Genomic DNA, 18,975 nt, shown 5'->3' on the forward strand with positions numbered 1-18,975 from the left:
AGATATATTTGAGCGTTCGGCTTATCCTGACGCAATTGTTTTTTAGTTAAAATAAACTTTCGTCTACTATATTAGGTAGTGTTACTTTCAATTCTGGGTTTTGTTTCATGGCGCGTTTTATTGCAAAAACAGCTTCGTCATTTCTAGCCCAGCTTCTGCGGGCAATTCCATTGTTGACATCCCAGAAAAGCATCGAGTTTAATCGTCTTTCTGCCTCCTTAGAACCATCAAGAACCATACCAAATCCACCATTAATCACCTCTCCCCAGCCCACGCCACCGCCATTATGAATGCTTACCCAAGTGGCACCTCTGAAACTATCGCCAATCACATTGTGAATGGCCATGTCTGCTGTAAAACGACTTCCGTCATAGATGTTTGAAGTCTCACGGTAAGGCGAGTCTGTACCCGAAACATCGTGGTGATCACGCCCCAGGATTACAGGTCCAATTTCGCCTTTAGCGATGGCGTTGTTGAATGCTTCGGCAATTTTGATGCGTCCTTCACTGTCTGCATAAAGAATTCTTGCCTGTGAACCCACAACGAGCTTGTTGTGCTGTGCGCCTTTAATCCAGGTAATATTATCCTGTATTTGTTGGCGTATTTCTTCAGGAGAATTTTTAATCAACTCCTCTAAAACCTCACAGGCAATGGCATCCGTTTTTGCCAAATCTTCCGCTTTGCCCGAAGCGCAAACCCAACGGAACGGCCCAAAACCATAATCAAAACACATCGGTCCCATAATGTCCTGAACATAAGAGGAGTATTTAAACTCACGAGGTTTCAGTGGGTCTTGATTTTCAGTATTCATCACATCTGCACCGGCACGGGAGGCTTCCAGTAAAAAGGCATTTCCGTAATCAAAAAAGTAAGTGCCTTTGGCAGTGTGTTTATTGATAGCTGCGGCCTGACGACGCAAACTCTCCTGGACTTTAGCTTTGAACAAATCGGGTTGATTTGCCATCATCTCGTTAGACTCTTCATAAGAAAGTCCGGCAGGGTAATAACCTCCGGCCCAGGGATTGTGTAGCGAAGTTTGATCACTTCCTAAATCAATTTGAATATTTTCATTATCAAAAGATTCCCAAACGTCAACCACGTTTCCGTCATAGGCTATCGAGACAGTTTCTTCTTTCGCTTTCGCTTCTTTTACACGTTGTACCAGTAGATCCAAATCTGAAATTACTTCATCTACCCAGCCCTGTGAATGGCGTGTGTGAATGGCTTTTGGGTTGACTTCAGCACATACCGTGATACAGCCGGCAATATTACCTGCCTTTGGTTGTGCGCCGCTCATTCCGCCCAAGCCGGAAGTTACAAACAAACCACCTTTGGGTGACTTTTTAATCTTTCGGAATCCATTTAAAACGGTAATGGTTGTCCCATGAACAATGCCTTGTGGGCCGATGTACATATAACTTCCGGCGGTCATTTGGCCATATTGTGAAACGCCCAGTGCATTCATCTTTTCCCAGTCATCGGGTTTTGAATAATTGGGGATGACCATCCCATTTGTCACCACAACGCGCGGTGCTTCTTTATGGGAAGGGAACAATCCCATTGGGTGACCGCTGTACATGACTAGAGTTTGTTCATCGGTCATTTGGGCAAGGTATTGCATCGTTAACAGATATTGTGCCCAGTTTTGGAAAACGGCACCATTTCCACCATAGGTGATGAGTTCGTGAGGGTGTTGCGCCACGGCATCATCCAGATTGTTTTGAATCATTAGCATAATCGCCTTTGCCTGCACGCTTTTTCCGGGATAATCCGAAATGGGTCGTGCAACTATTTTATAGTCGGGGCGAAAACGGTACATATAAATGCGGCCATATTTTTCAAGTTCTTGTTTGAATTCGGGTAGGAGGGAGGCGTGGTGTTTGGGTTCAAAATAGCGCAAGGCATTCCGTAAAGCAAGCTTTTTTTCATATTCAGAAAGAATCTCCTTACGTTTTGGTGCGTGGTTTATGGAAGAATCAAAAGATTTTGGAGTAGGTAATTCGGAGGGGATTCCAGCTAAAACTACTTTTTTAAAATCTATATCTGTGTGTGTGGTGTGGTTCATGTAATTTAAACTTAATGGATACTTCTGAAACAAAGTTACGAAAAATAGGTGGTGAAGGAGTTGGCTTTTTCACGAATTTGCTGTTGTGTTTTCTCGAAAAAGTGTATCTTAAAACCGAAAAAAAACACCCTATGAACCAAAATAAAATTCTTATTTTATTTGCGCATCCTTTGTTTGAAAAATCACAGGCTCACAAGGAGATGGTGAAAAATATACCTGACTCTCCAAACATTACTTTTCACGATTTGTATGAACTTTATCCGGAGTTCAATGTTGATATTGAACACGAACAAGCCTTGTTGAATGAGCATGATATAATTATCTGGCAACACCCCATGTATTGGTACAGTTGTCCGCCATTAATCAAGCAGTGGATTGATATGGTTCTAGAGTACAAATGGGCTTATGGCTCTGAAGGAAATGCACTTGTTGGAAAGATGGTTTTTCAGGTATTGACAACCGGTGGAAAAAAAGAAAACTATTGTACGACAGGTCGGGATCGATTTACAATTTACGAATTGTTGGAGCCGTTTAATCAGACAGCAAAAGTGTGTAAAATGAATTATTTGCCTCCTTTTGTAATACACGGGACATTCAGTATGCAAGATGCAGATTATAAAAAAGCAGGTAAATCTTATGGAGAATTACTCAAGTTTTTACTGGAACATAAAATTGAACCAATGGAGTTTAAAGAGTTACTATATATGAATGATTGGTTGGACCAAAAATCTACAGAAAATGGAAACTAGTTTTTTTCTACAGGCAATAATTTATTTAACCGCTGCAGTGGTTTTTGTACCCATCGCTAAAAAAGTGGGATTGAGCTCCATTTTAGGTTATCTATTTGCCGGAATAATCATAGGCCCATCTTTATTAGGACTAATAGGTCAAAAGGGTGAAGACATTATGCACTTTGCAGAGTTTGGTGTTGTGATGATGCTGTTTTTGATTGGCCTTGAACTTGACCCTTATAAGTTTTGGAAAATGCGAAAATTCATTGCCGGAATGGGTTCGATTCAAGTGATTGGTACAGCTATTATTTTGTTTTTTGGACTTCAATTAGTGCTAGATTGGAATTGGCAAATTTCTTTAACAGTTGCTTTGGCACTGACACTTTCATCGACTGCCATTGTATTGCAAACTCTTAAAGAAAAGGGAACCAATAACACTTCTGTTGGAAGGTCTTCATTTGCTGTATTGTTGTATCAGGATATTGCGGTAATACCTATTTTGGCAGTAATACCACTTATGGTATCTGAAGTTTCAGGAAGTGAGTTAAAAGAAATAACACCCTCACTAATATCAGATTTTCCGGCCTGGCTGCAAACACTTGTGGTTATTGGCGCTATTTCATCAATTTATTTTTTAGGAAAATATTTGATAGTTCCCTTATTGCGAATTGTTGCTAAAACCAGGCTTCAGGAATTGTTTACTGCTTCAGCTTTGCTGGTGGTCTTTGCAGTTTCTTATTTAATGCAATTGGTTGGATTGAGTCCGGCACTAGGTGCCTTTATGGCTGGTGTTGTGTTAGCAAACTCCGAATTTCGCCATGAACTCGAAGGCGATATTGCACCTTTTAAAGGCTTACTTTTAGGCTTGTTTTTTATTGGTGTGGGGGCATCAATTGATTTTATGTTAATTATTGAAAGGCCCATTTTTATTTTGGTATTTGTACTTGCTTTGACAGTAGTGAAATTCCTGGTTCTTTTTGGTGTAGGAGCCATCTACAAGAAAAATTTAGACCAAAACCTACAGTTTTCAATTGGATTGAGTCAAGCAGGAGAGTTTGGTTTTGTAATTATGGGTTTTGCAATGGGATTATCTATTGTTCCCAATGAACTCTCAAATCAAATTCTGGCAATAATTGCTTTGACGATGCTTTTAACCCCTTTTCTAAATGTGTTGAATGAAAAATACATCATTCCTAATGTAGGTACCAAAAGAGAAGAAAAAGAGGAGGAGGTAGAAATTCCTGAACAAAATGAAGTAATCATTGCCGGGTTTGGACATTTTGGAAGTACCATAGGTCGTTTGTTGCGTGCCAATAAAATTGATGTAACCATCCTCGATCACGATGCAGACAGGGTAGAAGTGCTTAGAAAACTGGGCTTTAAAGTTTATTATGGTGATGCTACACGGCTCGAATTACTGAAAGCTGCCGGAGCAGATGAAGCCAAATTATTTATTGCCGCCATTGATAACCCGGCCATAAATTTAAATCTGGTGGAATTGTTACAAAAACATTTTCCTCATCTAAAAGTATTGGCGCGCGCCAGAAACCGAAATGACGCCTATGAATTGATTGATCATGGAGTAAAAAACTTTTACAGAGAAACATTGTATACAGCGGTTCATCTTGGGGTGGATGCCCTCGTAGAACTTGGTTTTAGAAAATATACTGCAACCCGACAAGGGCAGCAATTTATAAAATATGACCAGGAAACCACACGGACCTTAGCTAAAAAGCGTCACGATAAAATGGCTTATATGGTAACCGTTCAGGAAGAAGTGGAAATGCAAGAAGATTTATTACGAAGAGATTTATTTGCTCAGTTTGAAGGCAATGACCACTCTTGGGACAGTGAGTTCCTAAAAAAAGAAAATCCCCAGGTAAGAGAATAATTGCTATTGCTTACTATTTGTTTTTTTGTCATATCCATAAGGACAATGTCTGCAGCCACTCTGGCAACAATAGCCGCGTTTTAAATGGTATTGTTCAGTAAAGCATTTGTAGCCTTCCGGAGTTAGGTAATAGTCGCCGTCACCCAAGAGCTTGGGTTTATTTTCTTCTGAAGACGCTTTTTTATTATTTTCGTCTTTTGAGGCTGTGTCTTTTGAGTTCTTTTTGCTGAAAACATTCACGTTGCAAAAATACTAAAACCAAAAAGAAAAAAATGAAATTTAATCAAGTATAGTAAGTACTCTATGTGAACTATCAGGAAGACTGCTAACTGCACAATAGTGAGCTTGTGGGTCAATCCCACCAATATTCCATTGAATTTTTAAAGTTGTTGATGTTCCTGGGGTTACAATAACAGGAAACATATTAATACTTGAATTCCAGGAAACAGTTAATGATACATTCTGACCTTGACCTCTATCAGTATCGGTGCTTAATGTGTTAGTGCCAGCCACAATACTATTACCTGCAGTTTCATTTACAAGTCTAAAGTCTATATATGAATTCCTTGAGGCAATACTAGCGTGACCGGCAGCACTAAAGGTAACATAAACAACAGGATGAACAGGGGTGAATGTAATAGTTATATCATCAAAATCAGTAAAACCGGTATTTTGGTTTTTTATCGCATCGGTAGTGCCAATAACCGATTGTATATTGCCGCCATAGACAGCTTGATTAGAGAGGGTTGACCATTGAGTGCCCGTCCAATAATAAAACCCGGGCGCTACATCATTTATAGTCGCAGTGTTAAATACTAATAACCCGGTTTCAGGAGTAGGTGCTGTAATTGGTAGCTGGTTAGTTGTTTCGATCAATTCAACTCTGGGTATTAAAACACCACTATTGGAGCTGTTGATATCTAATATTGAACCAGGGGCAGGACTAGTAGTACCTATACCCACTTGAGCAAAGGCATTAAAAAAGGAATATAGTAAAATTATACCAAAAAGGATGTTTTTTGACATGGGTTTGTGAGGTTATGATAAGGTATGGTAAATAAATAAAAAAAGAATTTAAAAAACGAGTAATAATTAAAAATTTTAATCAGTCTCTGCTTTGTATTTTCTTTTCAAAAAAATACTTTGATAACTTATTAAAAAAGTGAAGAATAGTGTCTTTTAGATGTAGATATAAATTAAAAAAACCATCGTAGTTTTGTAAAAATCGGCAGACAGCCTGACAGATACTTTTACGATGGTTATTTAATATTTTAAAACATTAAACAAATTAGGTTTTGTTTAATAATGTAAAATTAAGAAGATTAAATTAAATAACGTCAATAGTTAAATATATTCGATTAAATGAAAAAAAATGTAAGAAAAAGATTATTAAAACTAGTTTTTAATATTTAAAATGATATTGGGAAAGAATAATAATACAAAAATTGAAATCACGTCTTTACAAAATATGGAATTTTATATCAAACGTGAAGATCAAATCCACCCGTTTGTATCTGGAAACAAGTACAGAAAATTAAAATACAACCTGCTGGAAGCTAAAAACAAACAAAAAACCACTTTACTAACATTTGGAGGTGCATTTTCCAATCATATAGCTGCAACTGCTGCTGCGGGAAATGAATTTAATTTTAAAACAATTGGTGTTATAAGAGGGGAAGAGCTAGTAGATAAAGTAGTTGAAAACCCCACACTTGCTTTTGCGAAAGCAAATGGAATGCAATTACATTTTATTTCAAGGGGTCAATACAATCAAAAAGAATTACAACCGTTTATAAAACAATTGAGAAACCAGTTTGGAGACTTTTATTTGGTGCCTGAAGGCGGCACCAATCCTTTGGCAATAAAAGGGTGTGAAGAAATTTTGACAAAAGAAGACGCTTTTTTTGACTATATCTGTGTGCCTGTTGGAACAGGAGGAACTATGGCCGGGTTAATTAACAGCTCATTACCACATCAGAGAATTATCGGTTTTTCGGCTTTAAAAGGTGATTTTTTAGAAAAAAAAATCAGTCAAATTACCTCAAAATCAAATTGGGAAATTACAGATCAGTTTAGTTTTGGAGGGTATGCTAAAGTTGATGAAACGCTTATTAATTTTATGAATAACTTTAAAAGTAGCAATAACATTCCACTTGATCCTCTATACACCGGGAAGATGGTTTTTGGAATTTTTGAGCTGGCAAAGACCGGTTTTTTTTCAAAAAATTCCCGTATTTTAGCCATTCATACCGGAGGTCTGCAAGGTATTCAAGGTATGAATTTACAACTGAAAAAAAGAAATTTACCTCTTATAGAAATTTAATATGCGTCTTACCTATATTTTTCTGATTTTAATATCTCTTTCATTTCTCACTTCTTGTGGTTCTAAAAAACGTGCTGCAAAAAAAATACCTGCAAAACGAGAAATTATAAAACCCATTGAAAAAGAAACACCAAAAGTTGTAAACAACATTGAAGAAACTACTCCTGTCACAGTTATAAAAGAGCCACCTGCAAATGCCAGTTATGAGGAAACTGTAATGACCTATGTGGAAAACTATAAGCACATTGCAAAAACTGAAATGTTGTTATATGGTATCCCTGCAAGTATAAAAATTGCGCAGGGAATATTAGAGTCTGGAGCAGGAAGAGGTGAGCTTTCAAGAAGGTCTAATAACCATTTTGGCATCAAATGTCATACCGGTTGGACTGGTGAAAGTGTTCGTCATGATGATGATGAATTACAAGAGTGCTTTAGAAAATATAACGACCCAAAATATTCTTTCAGAGACCATTCGTTATTTTTAACAGGAAGGAGCAGGTATTCAGATTTGTTTAAACTTAAAAAAGATGATTACAAAAGCTGGGCAAAAGGTCTTCGAAAAGCAGGCTATGCAACAGACCCAAGATATCCTGATAAATTAATAAATATTATAGAACGCTATGAATTGTATAAAATTGACCAAGAAGTTTTAGGCAATGAAGCAAATATAGCAAACCCTGACACCTCAAAAGTCAATATCTATACTGTCAGAAAAGGCGATACGCTTTATTCAATCGGTCGAAGATTTAATATTCCTGTTGAAACATTAAAACAATTCAATGGTCTTTTGACTAATGATATTAGTGTAGGTCAGGTATTATACTTACATCCTAAAAAATAATTTCAAAAATGATTTATAAAAGAAGTAGTGCTTTATTTTCTGAAGCAGAAAAAGTTATACCCGGAGGAGTCAATTCCCCTGTTAGGGCATTTAAAGCAGTGGGTGGCACACCTATATTTGTTGAAAAAGCCAAAGGGGCTTATTTGTATGATGCAGATGGAAACCAGTTGATTGATTATATAAATTCCTGGGGTCCTATGATTTTAGGTCATGCCTTTACTCCTGTAGTTCAAGCTGTAATTGAAAAAGCAAAATTAGGTACTTCATATGGAATGCCAACCGAAGTTGAAACCAAAATAGCACAACTTGCAGTATCAATGGTTCCAAATATTGATAAAATTAGATTTGTCAATAGCGGAACAGAAGCATGTATGAGTGCTGTACGTTTAGCAAGAGGATTCACAGGAAAAGATAAAATCATCAAATTTGCAGGTTGCTACCACGGCCATAGTGATTCATTTTTGATTCAGGCAGGAAGTGGTGCAGTTACATTTGGTTCACCAAACAGTCCAGGAGTTACTATTGGAACAGCAAAAGATACTCTACTGGCACAATTCAATAATCTTGAAAGTGTAGAACAACTTGTGAAAGCAAATGAAAATGAAATTGCATGTATCATTGTTGAGCCTGTCCCAGGAAATATGGGCTGCATTCCACCAAATAAAGGATTTTTAGAAGGCTTGAGAACATTGTGTGATGAAAATGGAGTATTATTGATTTTTGATGAAGTGATGACCGGTTTTCGTTTAGCTAAGGGAGGTGCTCAAGAACGATTAGAAGTCAATGCTGATATTGTATGCTTTGGTAAAGTTATTGGAGGTGGTTTACCCGTTGGAGCATTTGCCTCACGCAATGAAATCATGAAATTTTTAGCTCCCGAAGGACCTGTTTATCAAGCAGGCACTTTGAGCGGAAACCCGCTTGCAATGGCTGCTGGGTTAGCTATGCTTACAGAATTGGATGAAAATCCATCAATCTTTGAGTCGTTGGATGAAAAAACGGCTTACCTTCATAAAGGGCTGAGTAAAGTTTTTGAAAGCAATCAAATTGTTCATACCATTAATAGAATTGGGTCGATGATATCTGTGCATTTTTCTGAAGAGAATGTAGTAGATTTTGAATCTGCAGCTCTAGGAAACAATGAAAACTTCAAACAATTTTTTCACGGGATGCTTCAAGAAGGTGTTTATATAGCTCCAAGTTCTTTTGAAACCTGGTTTTTGACTGACGCATTGACTTATAAAGACCTCGATTTTACCATTGCAGCTTGTGAACGGGTAGTTCAAAAAATGAAATAACTCTTAATGTTTTCAAAAAGTTATAAATAAAAAAAGCCGGATAAAATCCGGCTTTTAAATTATGTATGAGAAATATTACTTCTCAATAGTTGCTTTATATTTTTGATATTGTTCTGCTGTTAATGTCGCTTTGAGCTCCTTTTCAAATGTTGCATCAATCTCTTTTTTTGCAGCTAAAACGCTGGCATTGTTAAGATCTTTACCGGCAACTTGTTTGTCATATGCTGCTTCTTTTTTCACAAAAACCCTAAAAAGTGCTCTTTGTTGCTCACCGTTTAGATTAAGCGTTTCTGTAATTTCAGCCACTTTCATTTTGGCTGTATCTTCCGGGCGTTGTTGAGCAAGTGCATCTTGAGACGAAAAACCTATTGCTAACATAAACACCATTAAGGTTAAGAATTTTTTCATTTTGATTTGTTTTAATTTTAGTTTGACTAAAATAGTTATTTATTACTTTCTAACCAATAATTAAGCCAAAAATAGATTCAAATGTGAACAACAATTTTTGGCTTAACAAAGTAAAGTGGAATTTACTGTTTTTTATTACGATTAAATGAGGACTTATTTTTTTTACCTCTTTTCATATTTTCTTTCCATGCATTGTATTGACTTTCTGTAAGAATGGTTTTCATTTTATCCTGATAGTCTTTACGCATTTCCAATCTGGCATTGGTTTTTTGGTAATACCCCGTTTGCTCAGAGTTCTTTTGGAATTTCGCACTTTTTTCAGCACGTTCGTTGGCCATTTCCAAATGGAGTTTTTTTATTTCTTCTTGTTGTGCCGCTGTTAAATCAAGGTGTAAAGCAAGACGTTTTGTTTTTAAATCAGCTCTTTGTTGAGGAGTGAAGTCTTGTTTCTCTTGCTTCATTTTCTGCTGCATTTCTTGTTTTCTTTCTCTATCTTGGCTAAATCCTGCAGTTGTTGCAAGTACTAAAGCAATAATCAATAATTTTTTCATTTTTAAATATTTTAAGAGTGTTTACTTATTTGACATAGAAAAGTTGTATTGGTTTAACTCATAGTGCAATTTTATGATATATTTATAATAAAAAAGAGAACCCTTATAAGGATCCTCTTTCAATTTCAAGATGAGATGTGTTATTTTTGATTAATTTATTTCTACAAACAGACCTTCATTGTTTTTTTCAACTTTAGCCACTTTTTTTGAAGTAAGGCCTTTGATGGCTTTATCCCATTTCTTGTTTGAGAGTTCTGTTTGAATTTTAAGCTCTTCTAAATCCATTTTTTGGTTGGGTTTCAGAATTGAAAGCACCAGTTTTTCATCTTCAGAAAGTTCTATTTTTCGTTCAGGTTTCATTTGTGGGAAGAATAGTACTTCTTGTATTGACGGATTGTTTGTTAAAAACATCACGAGTCTGTCCATTCCAATTCCGAGACCCGAGGTAGGAGGCATCCCATATTCCAATGCTCTCACAAAATCTTTATCAATAAACATGGCTTCATCGTCTCCTTTTTCGCTTAAGCTTAGTTGCTCTTCAAATCGTTGTAACTGATCGATGGGGTCATTCAACTCTGTATATGCGTTGGCGATTTCTTTGCCGCATACCATTAATTCAAATCGTTCAGTAAGTTCCGGATTGTCACGGTGTTCTTTACAAAGCGGACTCATTTCTTTTGGGTAGTCTGTAATGAATGTAGGCTGAATGAAATTACCTTCACACTTTTCACCGAAAATTTCATCAATAATTTTACCTTTCCCCATGGTTTTATCAACCTTAACTCCCATTTTGATTGCAGCCCCACGAAGCTCTTCTTCAGTTTTACCACTAATGTCAAAACCGGTGAAGTTTTTGATTGCATCGGTCATTGAGACCCTTGGATAGGGTGCTTTAAAATCAATTTCGTGTGAGGTATATGTAGCTTTTGTTGTTCCGTTTACTGCTATGGCACAATATTCAAGCAATTGTTCGGTAAAATCCATCATCCAGTTGTAGTCTTTGTATGCTACATAGATTTCCATGGCAGTAAATTCAGGATTGTGGGTGCGATCCATGCCTTCATTTCTAAAGTTTTTAGAAAATTCATAGACACCGTCAAAACCTCCAACTATGAGCCTTTTTAGATACAACTCGTTGGCAATTCTCAAATAAAGTGGAATGTCAAGTGCATTGTGGTGAGTTACAAAAGGTTTTGCCGCTGCACCACCGGGGATGGGTTGCAAAATAGGTGTCTCAACTTCAAAATAGTTACGTTCGTTGAAAAAGGTACGCATGGCGTTAAAGAGCTTAGTGCGTTTAACGAATACGTCCTTTACGTACGGATTAACAACCAAATCGGCATAACGTTGGCGGTAACGCATTTCTGGGTCGTTAAACTCATCGTAAGTATTGCCTTCACTATCGGTTTTTGGAAGGGGCAAGGGTTTTAACGATTTGCTCAATAAAGTGAATTTTTTAACCATCACGGTTTTTTCCCCAACCTGAGTATTGAATAGCTCTCCTTCAATACCTATAAAATCACCAATGTCTAATAGTTTTTTATAAACCTCGTTGTAGAGTGTTTTGTCATCACCCGTGCAAATTTCGTCTCGGTTGAAATACACTTGAATGCGTCCTTCAGAATCTTGAAGTTCTGCAAAAGATGCCTTACCCTGGATGCGTCTTGACATAAGCCTTCCGGCTATAATTACCTTTTTACCTTCTTCAAAGTTTTGTTTTATTTTTTTAGAAGTATTATTTACCGGAAATAATGCAGCCGGATAAGGGTTGATGTTCATCGCTCTCAACTGAGTGAGTTTTTCTCTGCGTACTAATTCTTGTTCTGAAAGTTGCATGTTTAATTCTAATTTTGAAGGGGCAAAGATACGTTTTTGTTAAAAATATTTGTAACATTTAGCACGTTAAGTATTCTTATAATCAGTTATAAATTCTATTTTTGAAAGAGGCTTAGCTCTAATTTTTTTAATTTTTTATAAACAATGAGTATTTGGAGAGTTATTTTAGCTATTATATTTCCACCATTATCAGTGATAGATAAAGGTTGTGGTTCAATTATAATTGTATTAATTCTCACTTTTTTGGGATGGATTCCCGGTGTTATCGCCGCGTTAATTATCTTGAATAACCCTAAAAATTAATTTCATGAAACTGTACTTTTCTATAAGTTTAATACTACTATTGTTTGTTTTTGCTTCGTGTGAATTTTCAGAGACAATGGTTTTACAAAACAATGGCAGTGGAACGATGACCATAAAAATGGATGCCTCAGATGTTATAAAAATGGTATCTACAATGAAAGAGGAGGGCGAAAATATTAAATCTGAAGATAAACTGGACACGACTTTTTATTTTAAAGAGTTTTTGGCTCAAAATAAAGACAGCATAAGACAACTTTCTGAAGAACAACAACAAAAACTACAAAAACTAGAACCTTATGGAATTCACATAAAAATGGATGCAGAGGAAGGAATATTAAACTATGATGTATTTCTTGAGTTTAATTCTATCACTGAAGCAAACAATATGTTTGATGTTTTTAATCAGATTGGAAAAACAGGTGTGAATACTTCGTCTGAAGCAAACACTTCTCTTTCACAGAAAAGTATAAAAGTGACTTATAGTTTTGAAAATTTTGTTTTCAAAAGAGATGCTTACATTGCAGATAAAGAGTTGTACCAACAGGAAATGGATAGTTTGAAAAACATAGAAATGATGCTGAGTGGCTCACATTATAAACTCAATTATACCTTTCCTTCAAAAATTAAATCCACCACCCAACCTGATGCTAACTTAAGTCAGGACAGAAAAACCTTGTTTTATCAGGTTGAGTACCTCGACTTCCTTAAAAATCCTGACTTGATGGATATTGAAGTCGTTTTAGAATAGTGATTGACTTTTTAAGACTAAAATTATTTTTAAATCTTTGACTTAAGTTTTAAATGTGCAGTAACTTTGTGCGATGAACAAAAAAGTAATCTTAAAGAATTTAGGACTCAAAGATTATAAAGAAACCTGGGACTTTCAGGAAACTCTTTTTCAATCTATAATTAGCATAAAAAGCAATAACCGAAATCAAAACACAACGTTAGATACACCAAATCATTTACTTTTTGTAGAACATCCCCATGTATATACACTTGGAAAAAGTGGTGATCTCAGCAATTTATTGATTTCAGAAAAACAACTGGCAGAAAAACAAGCTACTTTTTATAGAATAAACCGTGGAGGTGATATAACATATCACGGTCCGGGTCAGATTGTTGGCTATCCGATATTAGATTTAGAAAACTTTTTTTCAGACATTCATAAATACCTTCGGTTATTGGAAGAAGTGATTATACTTACATTAAAAGAATATGGAATTAACTCTGAACGCTCTCCTGGCCAAACGGGTGTTTGGCTAGATTCAGGAACCCCTTTTGCGCGAAAAATTTGTGCTTTGGGAGTGCGCACCAGCAGATGGGTTACAATGCATGGGTTTGCATTCAATGTAAATGCAGATTTAGGCTACTTTGATCACATCATTCCCTGTGGTATAAAGGAAAAAGCAGTTACTTCACTAAATGTGGAATTGGGTGTGAAAGAAGTCTCTCAAGTAGAAGTTAGGGAAAAAATCTTGAAACATTTCGCTGCACTTTTTGGTGCTGAACTGATTTAAAGTGATAATTCGGTTGAAGCTTTAGTTAATTTCATAAAGAACAACTTCTTTGGCGCCACCTTTTACAACACCGTTTGGTTTGCCATTATTGGTTGCATCTGCCATTTCCATAATCGAGGTTCCATATATCGGAAAATTATTCAGCAGTTCGCCAAGAGAATTAAAAGCATAGCTCCTTTGTTGTTGTAAATCGGTAATTGTAACTAAAATACGGCGGTTGCTAACCGAAATTTTAGGTGCAGTATACAACCCAAAGGGGAGTTCTATTTTTTGATTGTTGATACGTAAAATGTTGTCGTCAAGAGTAACTTTCGTATTTCCAATAATTTCCCAAAACACATTTTTTGAAACTGAACTGATGTTCTGTTTTGAAACTTTTCCATTTTGATCAATACTAATTTTTTCATCATTGGTATTGAGTATCACAAACTCATTGTTTTCTGTATAAATTTGATTTTCGCTAAAATCAAACTTTTGAGAAACATTAATTCTAGGTTGACCCGTGCGATGGAGTATGTTTATGGTTCCATTTTCTTCAGCAATAATGATATAATCTTTGTTTAAAATGCGAATGTGTTTTGGAGGAAGTAGAATTGGTGAATTGGCTTTTTTAAAAATAAATCCTTTTACAGATTTTCCTTTGTTGTCATACATAAAAATTTCCTCACCCTGAATGATTATAAACCGATAATTTCTATTGTTGTCATAATCAAAAACAGACAGAGGTTGCGTAATATCATCTTTGAATTTCATTGGAAACGGACTGACAGCCCTTCCGTTTCTGTCAAGAATATAAAATGTGTTTTTTGTTGTAAAAGCAAGTTGTGTTTTTCCGTTTTTCAAAAGGTCAACTTCCTGAATATCGCCGATAATTTCGCTGTCAAGTTGTTTTGACCAAAGCACCTTGCCAGTTGATGAAATTAAGTATAACTCATTGGCCACATCTTGCACCACGACATCTTTACCTTTTGTGATATGATTGTTGAAAAATTGAGGTCTACTCAAGAGCTCATTTTCCAAGTTGATAGCAAATAATTGTGAAACTCCAGTTCCGCGGCTTTGGTTTTGGGTTTCTTTGATGACACCGTTAAAATGTGCAAAATGACTGTCATAGACAAATTGAAAGGCAGCCATTCTGTGACTTCCAAATTTTAATTGTTGAATTTTTTCTTTAGAATTTCCTGATGCCCAATCTGCAAAAGTGTTTTTGAAATTTGGAAGTAGTGCCACAATTAATATTGAACTTTCACTACTCATATGTTGCATATGTTCCTTGTAATAAGGAAGGTTGCCCACCGTTGTTTCATTAAAATATTCGGTGATTATTTTTTCCAAAGTGGCTTGTTCTTCAGCAAAAATAAAATAGTCATCCAGTTGTGCTGATAAAAGAGGAGTGGTAGTAATTAATGGCGAAAAATTGTTTTTAAAAACAGCAGAATCGCTTATTTTGTGAATAGGAATGTCTCTATAAACGGCTATTTCTTCTAGAAGAGGATTTAAAAAATCCTTTGTGACAGAACCGTCAATGGCGTGCATCGCAACTACCTTTTCATCTTCAATTGAGATGACTCCAATTTCGTTTAACGAGCTAAAAAGAGGTCTATGGTTAGCAATTGTATCTGTGGTGTTATGAAAAGCAGCCAGATTATTTTTTAAAATATCAAAGTCATCATAAGTGACAGAAATAAACCCTGATGCTGAGGACGGAGTCACCATGGCTAAGAGGTTTCGTTGTGGTCGAGTCCCTTTAAAAACATTCAATAACTGAGGAAGTGTATCTTGTGCAATAGCAATGCCATTTAATTTTAATTGACCGGGTTGAATCTCAGAATCAAATGCAATCCAGTCTGCAATGTGTGGCAATTGATCAATTTTTGGAAAACTGCTTTTAAGTGTTTTTTGAATCAATCTACCATTGACCATCACAGAAAAATCACTTGCACCTAGGGTGTTGTAAATTGTTTCAAAACCATTATCAGGGTTAGTTTTTGGTTGTTTGTGTTTTTTTATTATACGCTCAATAATTTCTTGCGAACTGCCAGCAATAAAAACACTGTCTAAAGTTGTAGTGTAAATTATTTTAGAATCAAGAGTAACTCGCTGCAATTTTATTTCATTATAAGCTAGCGTCTCAACAATTTTATTTTGAGCAGAATCTAAGTTGAATAGCTCTGGGTGCTCTCTTGTGATAAGTGTAAGGTGATGTGTGCTGTCATTTTCTGTTTTCACACTTATCAAGACTTCAGAAATGGGATGAAGGTATTTTGAAAACTCAAGGTTTTCACCAAAATAGTTATAAGCTGGATGCGAAGTAAATTGAGATAAAAAACCGTTGTTTTTTATATCCGAAGTGAGGGTTGAAAAGTTGGTGCTTTTTAAAATTAAAGCAGATTCCTCCGGAACGAAATCTGTTAAGATCCCTGTTTTTGATTTTTCTGTATTACAACTTACTATTGAAAGAATGAGTAATAGAGCCACAAAATATTTCATGCACAAATGTCTTTGTTGCAAATATATGGATATGGCTTGAGAGATAAATTTAATTATAAAAACAATTCAACTATTAAAAATTTATTTTTAGCTGCTCTGGCAATAATTTAAAACTCTTTCTATGATATTTTGTGATGCCATATTTTTTAATGGCCTCACGGTGTTCAAGGGTGGGATAGCCTTTGTTTTTTTTCCAGTTATACATCGGGAATTCTTCATGAATTTTATCCATAAAAGCATCGCGGTAAGTTTTAGCAAGTACAGAAGCAGCAGCTATGTGAAGAAATTTTGCATCTCCTTTAATAACACATTGATGTGGAATTCCTTGAAATGAATTAAATTTATTTCCGTCAACAGCAATGAATTCAGGAATTGGATTTAATTGTTTGATTGAACGATGCATTGCTGTGATTGATGCTTGTAAAATATTTATTTTATCAATTTCATCCATCATCACGTGTGAATGAGCAAAAGCTATGGCTTTTTCTTCAACAAGTTGTTTGAGTTGATTGCGTTTTATAAGGCTTAATTGTTTACTGTCATTCAAAATCTCGTTAACAAAACTATTGGGTAAGATTACAGCTGCTGCGGTTACAGGGCCTGCAAGACAGCCTCTTCCGGCTTCATCAGTGCCACATTCTATTTTTTCCTTATGAAGCTTTAATTGTAACATTTAAAAATTAAAAGTACGGTTTTGCGTTAAAATAAATAACTTTGTGAACTGAAACTTTGTCAACGTAACTTTTCTAATGAAAAAAACACTGGTGTTTTTATTACTTTTTCTGAGTACGACTGTGCTTTTTTCGCAAGATAGAGACCAACCCTTCATTCAACAACAAACTGATCCCACTAATATGGGTAACGATGGTCGTCCAAATATGGCAGATACCAACGTGAATTTTGAAGGAGAAAAACCCTCAATTTCTGAATACAAAATCATTTCTCATGAACGCGACACTACTTTTGTAGACACAACCTTGAGTATTTATAAAGCATATAAATTCAATTATTTAAGGCAAGATGATTATGAGTTAATGCCTTTTGCCAATGTGGGGCAACCATACAATACGCTTGCTTATAATTTTAATGACATACGATTAAAGCCACGCCTTGGAGCTAGAGCTAGACATTTTAATTATATGGAAATTAAAGATATTGATTACTTTCACGTTCCTACTCCGCTTACAGAGCTCTATTTCAAAACGGCTTTTGAACAAGGACAACAGCTGGATGCCTTTTTTACAATCAATACCTCAGAGCAATTTAATTTTTCAGTTGCTTATAAAGGTTTGCGATCGCTCGGTAATTATCAAAACTCTCTAACCAGCACCGGAAACTTTCGCTTTACAACAAACTACAGAACTAAAAATTATCGTTATAACCTGCGGGTACACATAGTTTTTCAGGACTTGCTTAACAATGAAAATGGCGGTTTAAAACCAGACTTTATTCCATTTTTTATGAACGATGAAGCCGATTTTAATGATCGCGGACGACTAGAAGTGAATTTTGAAGATGCTGAAAATATACTGAAAGGAAAACGCTTTCACCTTGAACATGATTTTACACTGATTGATTATAAAGATTCTTTAGCATACACTTCGCTTAAATTGGGTAATCTGGTAAGTTTTGAAGACAAGTTTTATGAATATACACAGGAAAACCCTTTTGAAGAATTTGGTCCGTCTTATGCGTTACAAAATCTGAAAGACCGGGTTACCCTTGAAGAGTTTTACTCACGTATTTTTGCCGATTTCAGCAACAATCTTTTAGGAAAATTGAATGTTTTTATAGGCTACACAGATTTTAATTATGGGTATGACCGGGTTTTATTTTTAAATGAGGAAACGATTACAAACCGAATTTTAGGCAACATTGTTGAAGCGGGCGCATCCTATCAAAAAGAGTATCGTGGGTTTGAGTTGTTTGGTAAAGCAGCCTTGAACATAGCAGGCGAATTTGAAGGAAATTACATCCTTGGCCAGGCTTCTTATGAACTTGATGAACACAATAAAGCCAAAGCCACTGTTCATATTAATTCTGTCGCCCCAAATTTTAACTTCCAGTTATATCAGAGTGATTATGTAAATTACAACTGGCAAACAAATTTTAAGAACATTAAAACCCAGCATCTTCAGTTTGATTTGGAATCAAAGATGTTGTTCAATACCACAGTGAGCTATACAGGAATTGATGATTACACCTATTTTTCGCAAACGGCAACAGATACCACCACAACACCATTTCAATATGATGGGAGAGTGAATTACCTTAAAGTTGAAGCCTCCCGTCAAATTGATTTCGGTAATTTTTCGTTGAATGCTCGGGTTACTTACCAGAATATTCTCGACGGGCAAGATGTATTTAAAGCTCCTGAAATTCTGGGTAGAGCGAGTATTTATTATTCTAATCGGTTTTTTAAGAATGCATTGTTTTTACAAACCGGTTTCACCGGAAAATATTTTACTTCTTATGAAATGAATGCATATGACCCCGTTTTAGGTGAATTTTATGTTCAAAATGATCAGGAATTTGGTGATTTCCCTATGTTGGATTTCTTTGTAAATGCCAAAATAAGCCAGACTAGAATTTATATAAAATGGGAACATTTTAATGCTTTGTTTGCTTCTCAAAACAACTATTTCTCTGCACCGGGACATCCTTATCGTGATTGGAAAATCAGGTTTGGGCTGGTTTGGAACTTCTTTATGTAGCCTG

Annotated in this window: 17 protein-coding genes; 9 read left to right on the forward strand and 8 right to left on the reverse strand. The window is 35.7% G+C overall.

From position 1 onward, the window contains the following. Positions 1-46: 46 nt before the first annotated feature. Positions 47-2,065, reverse strand: coding sequence for a urocanate hydratase (gene hutU / locus IEV69_RS04350; protein WP_373283650.1), 2,019 nt, complete (start codon positions 2,063-2,065; stop codon positions 47-49). 14 nt (positions 2,066-2,079) lie between these two features. On the opposite strand from hutU, the gene IEV69_RS04355 reads away from it, so the two are divergent. Continuing rightward, positions 2,080-2,814, forward strand: a complete 735-nt coding sequence (locus IEV69_RS04355; RefSeq protein WP_229741325.1) for an NAD(P)H-dependent oxidoreductase — start codon at positions 2,080-2,082, stop codon at positions 2,812-2,814. After that, positions 2,804-4,687, forward strand: a complete 1,884-nt coding sequence (locus tag IEV69_RS04360) for a monovalent cation:proton antiporter-2 (CPA2) family protein (RefSeq protein WP_188439845.1) — start codon at positions 2,804-2,806, stop codon at positions 4,685-4,687. Before IEV69_RS04355 ends, IEV69_RS04360 begins: the two co-directional genes overlap by 11 nt. 3 nt (positions 4,688-4,690) lie before the next feature. On the opposite strand, the gene IEV69_RS04365 is transcribed toward IEV69_RS04360, so the two are convergent. After that, complete coding sequence (locus IEV69_RS04365) at positions 4,691-4,834, reverse strand: C1orf53 family protein (protein ID WP_188440231.1); 144 nt, start codon at positions 4,832-4,834, stop codon at positions 4,691-4,693. A gap of 132 nt (positions 4,835-4,966) precedes the next feature. Further along, on the reverse strand, positions 4,967-5,713 hold the full coding sequence (locus tag IEV69_RS04370) for a phage tail-like protein (RefSeq protein WP_188439847.1): 747 nt from the start codon (positions 5,711-5,713) through the stop codon (positions 4,967-4,969). Positions 5,714-6,155: 442 nt separating this feature from the next. On the opposite strand from IEV69_RS04370, the gene IEV69_RS04375 reads away from it, so the two are divergent. Genes IEV69_RS04375 through hemL form a run of 3 tightly spaced genes read left to right on the forward strand, consistent with a single transcriptional unit; the run spans position 6,156 to position 9,149 of the window. Beyond that, positions 6,156-7,010: a 1-aminocyclopropane-1-carboxylate deaminase/D-cysteine desulfhydrase gene (locus IEV69_RS04375; protein ID WP_229741327.1), complete on the forward strand. Its 855-nt coding sequence runs from the start codon at positions 6,156-6,158 to the stop codon at positions 7,008-7,010. A 1-nt stretch (position 7,011) separates the two neighbouring features. Then, entirely contained in the window at positions 7,012-7,851 is an 840-nt protein-coding gene (locus IEV69_RS04380) for a glucosaminidase domain-containing protein (protein WP_188439851.1), read from the forward strand. An 8-nt stretch (positions 7,852-7,859) separates the two neighbouring features. After that, positions 7,860-9,149: a glutamate-1-semialdehyde 2,1-aminomutase gene (gene hemL, locus IEV69_RS04385; RefSeq protein WP_188439853.1), complete on the forward strand. Its 1,290-nt coding sequence runs from the start codon at positions 7,860-7,862 to the stop codon at positions 9,147-9,149. A gap of 75 nt (positions 9,150-9,224) precedes the next feature. Here the strand turns inward: hemL and IEV69_RS04390 are convergent, their stop codons facing one another. The 3 genes from IEV69_RS04390 to lysS form a co-directional block, all read right to left on the reverse strand. Next, a complete protein-coding gene (locus IEV69_RS04390; RefSeq protein ID WP_188439855.1) occupies positions 9,225-9,557 on the reverse strand; it encodes a hypothetical protein in 333 nt (110 codons plus the stop codon). A gap of 122 nt (positions 9,558-9,679) precedes the next feature. Further along, on the reverse strand, positions 9,680-10,108 hold the full coding sequence (locus IEV69_RS04395) for a DUF4890 domain-containing protein (RefSeq protein ID WP_188439857.1): 429 nt from the start codon (positions 10,106-10,108) through the stop codon (positions 9,680-9,682). Between the two features lie 150 nt (positions 10,109-10,258). Next, positions 10,259-11,944: a lysine--tRNA ligase gene (gene lysS, locus IEV69_RS04400; RefSeq protein WP_188439859.1), complete on the reverse strand. Its 1,686-nt coding sequence runs from the start codon at positions 11,942-11,944 to the stop codon at positions 10,259-10,261. Between the two features lie 144 nt (positions 11,945-12,088). On the opposite strand from lysS, the gene IEV69_RS04405 reads away from it, so the two are divergent. From IEV69_RS04405 to lipB, 3 genes are all read left to right on the forward strand, one after another. Continuing rightward, on the forward strand, positions 12,089-12,247 hold the full coding sequence (locus IEV69_RS04405) for a YqaE/Pmp3 family membrane protein (RefSeq protein ID WP_188439860.1): 159 nt from the start codon (positions 12,089-12,091) through the stop codon (positions 12,245-12,247). Positions 12,248-12,251: 4 nt separating this feature from the next. Further along, positions 12,252-12,995, forward strand: a complete 744-nt coding sequence (locus tag IEV69_RS04410; RefSeq protein ID WP_188439862.1) for a hypothetical protein — start codon at positions 12,252-12,254, stop codon at positions 12,993-12,995. Positions 12,996-13,068: 73 nt separating this feature from the next. Next, positions 13,069-13,767 (forward strand): lipoyl(octanoyl) transferase LipB, encoded by a 699-nt coding sequence (lipB, locus tag IEV69_RS04415; protein WP_188439864.1) that lies wholly within the window; start codon positions 13,069-13,071, stop codon positions 13,765-13,767. Between the two features lie 21 nt (positions 13,768-13,788). Here lipB and IEV69_RS04420 read toward each other — a convergent pair whose 3' ends face one another. Both IEV69_RS04420 and rnhB read right to left on the reverse strand, forming a co-directional pair. Continuing rightward, positions 13,789-16,257 (reverse strand): hypothetical protein, encoded by a 2,469-nt coding sequence (locus IEV69_RS04420; RefSeq protein ID WP_188439866.1) that lies wholly within the window; start codon positions 16,255-16,257, stop codon positions 13,789-13,791. 73 nt (positions 16,258-16,330) lie between these two features. Further along, the gene (rnhB, locus tag IEV69_RS04425; RefSeq protein WP_188439868.1) at positions 16,331-16,930 is read right to left on the reverse strand and encodes a ribonuclease HII; all 600 of its coding nucleotides are present in this window, start codon (positions 16,928-16,930) and stop codon (positions 16,331-16,333) included. A 76-nt stretch (positions 16,931-17,006) separates the two neighbouring features. Between rnhB and IEV69_RS04430 the strand changes: the two genes are divergently transcribed. Continuing rightward, entirely contained in the window at positions 17,007-18,971 is a 1,965-nt protein-coding gene (locus IEV69_RS04430) for a putative porin (protein WP_188439870.1), read from the forward strand. Positions 18,972-18,975: the final 4 nt, after the last annotated feature.

It is taken from the genome of Planktosalinus lacus, assembly GCF_014640155.1.
Lineage (GTDB): Bacteria > Bacteroidota > Bacteroidia > Flavobacteriales > Flavobacteriaceae > Planktosalinus > Planktosalinus lacus.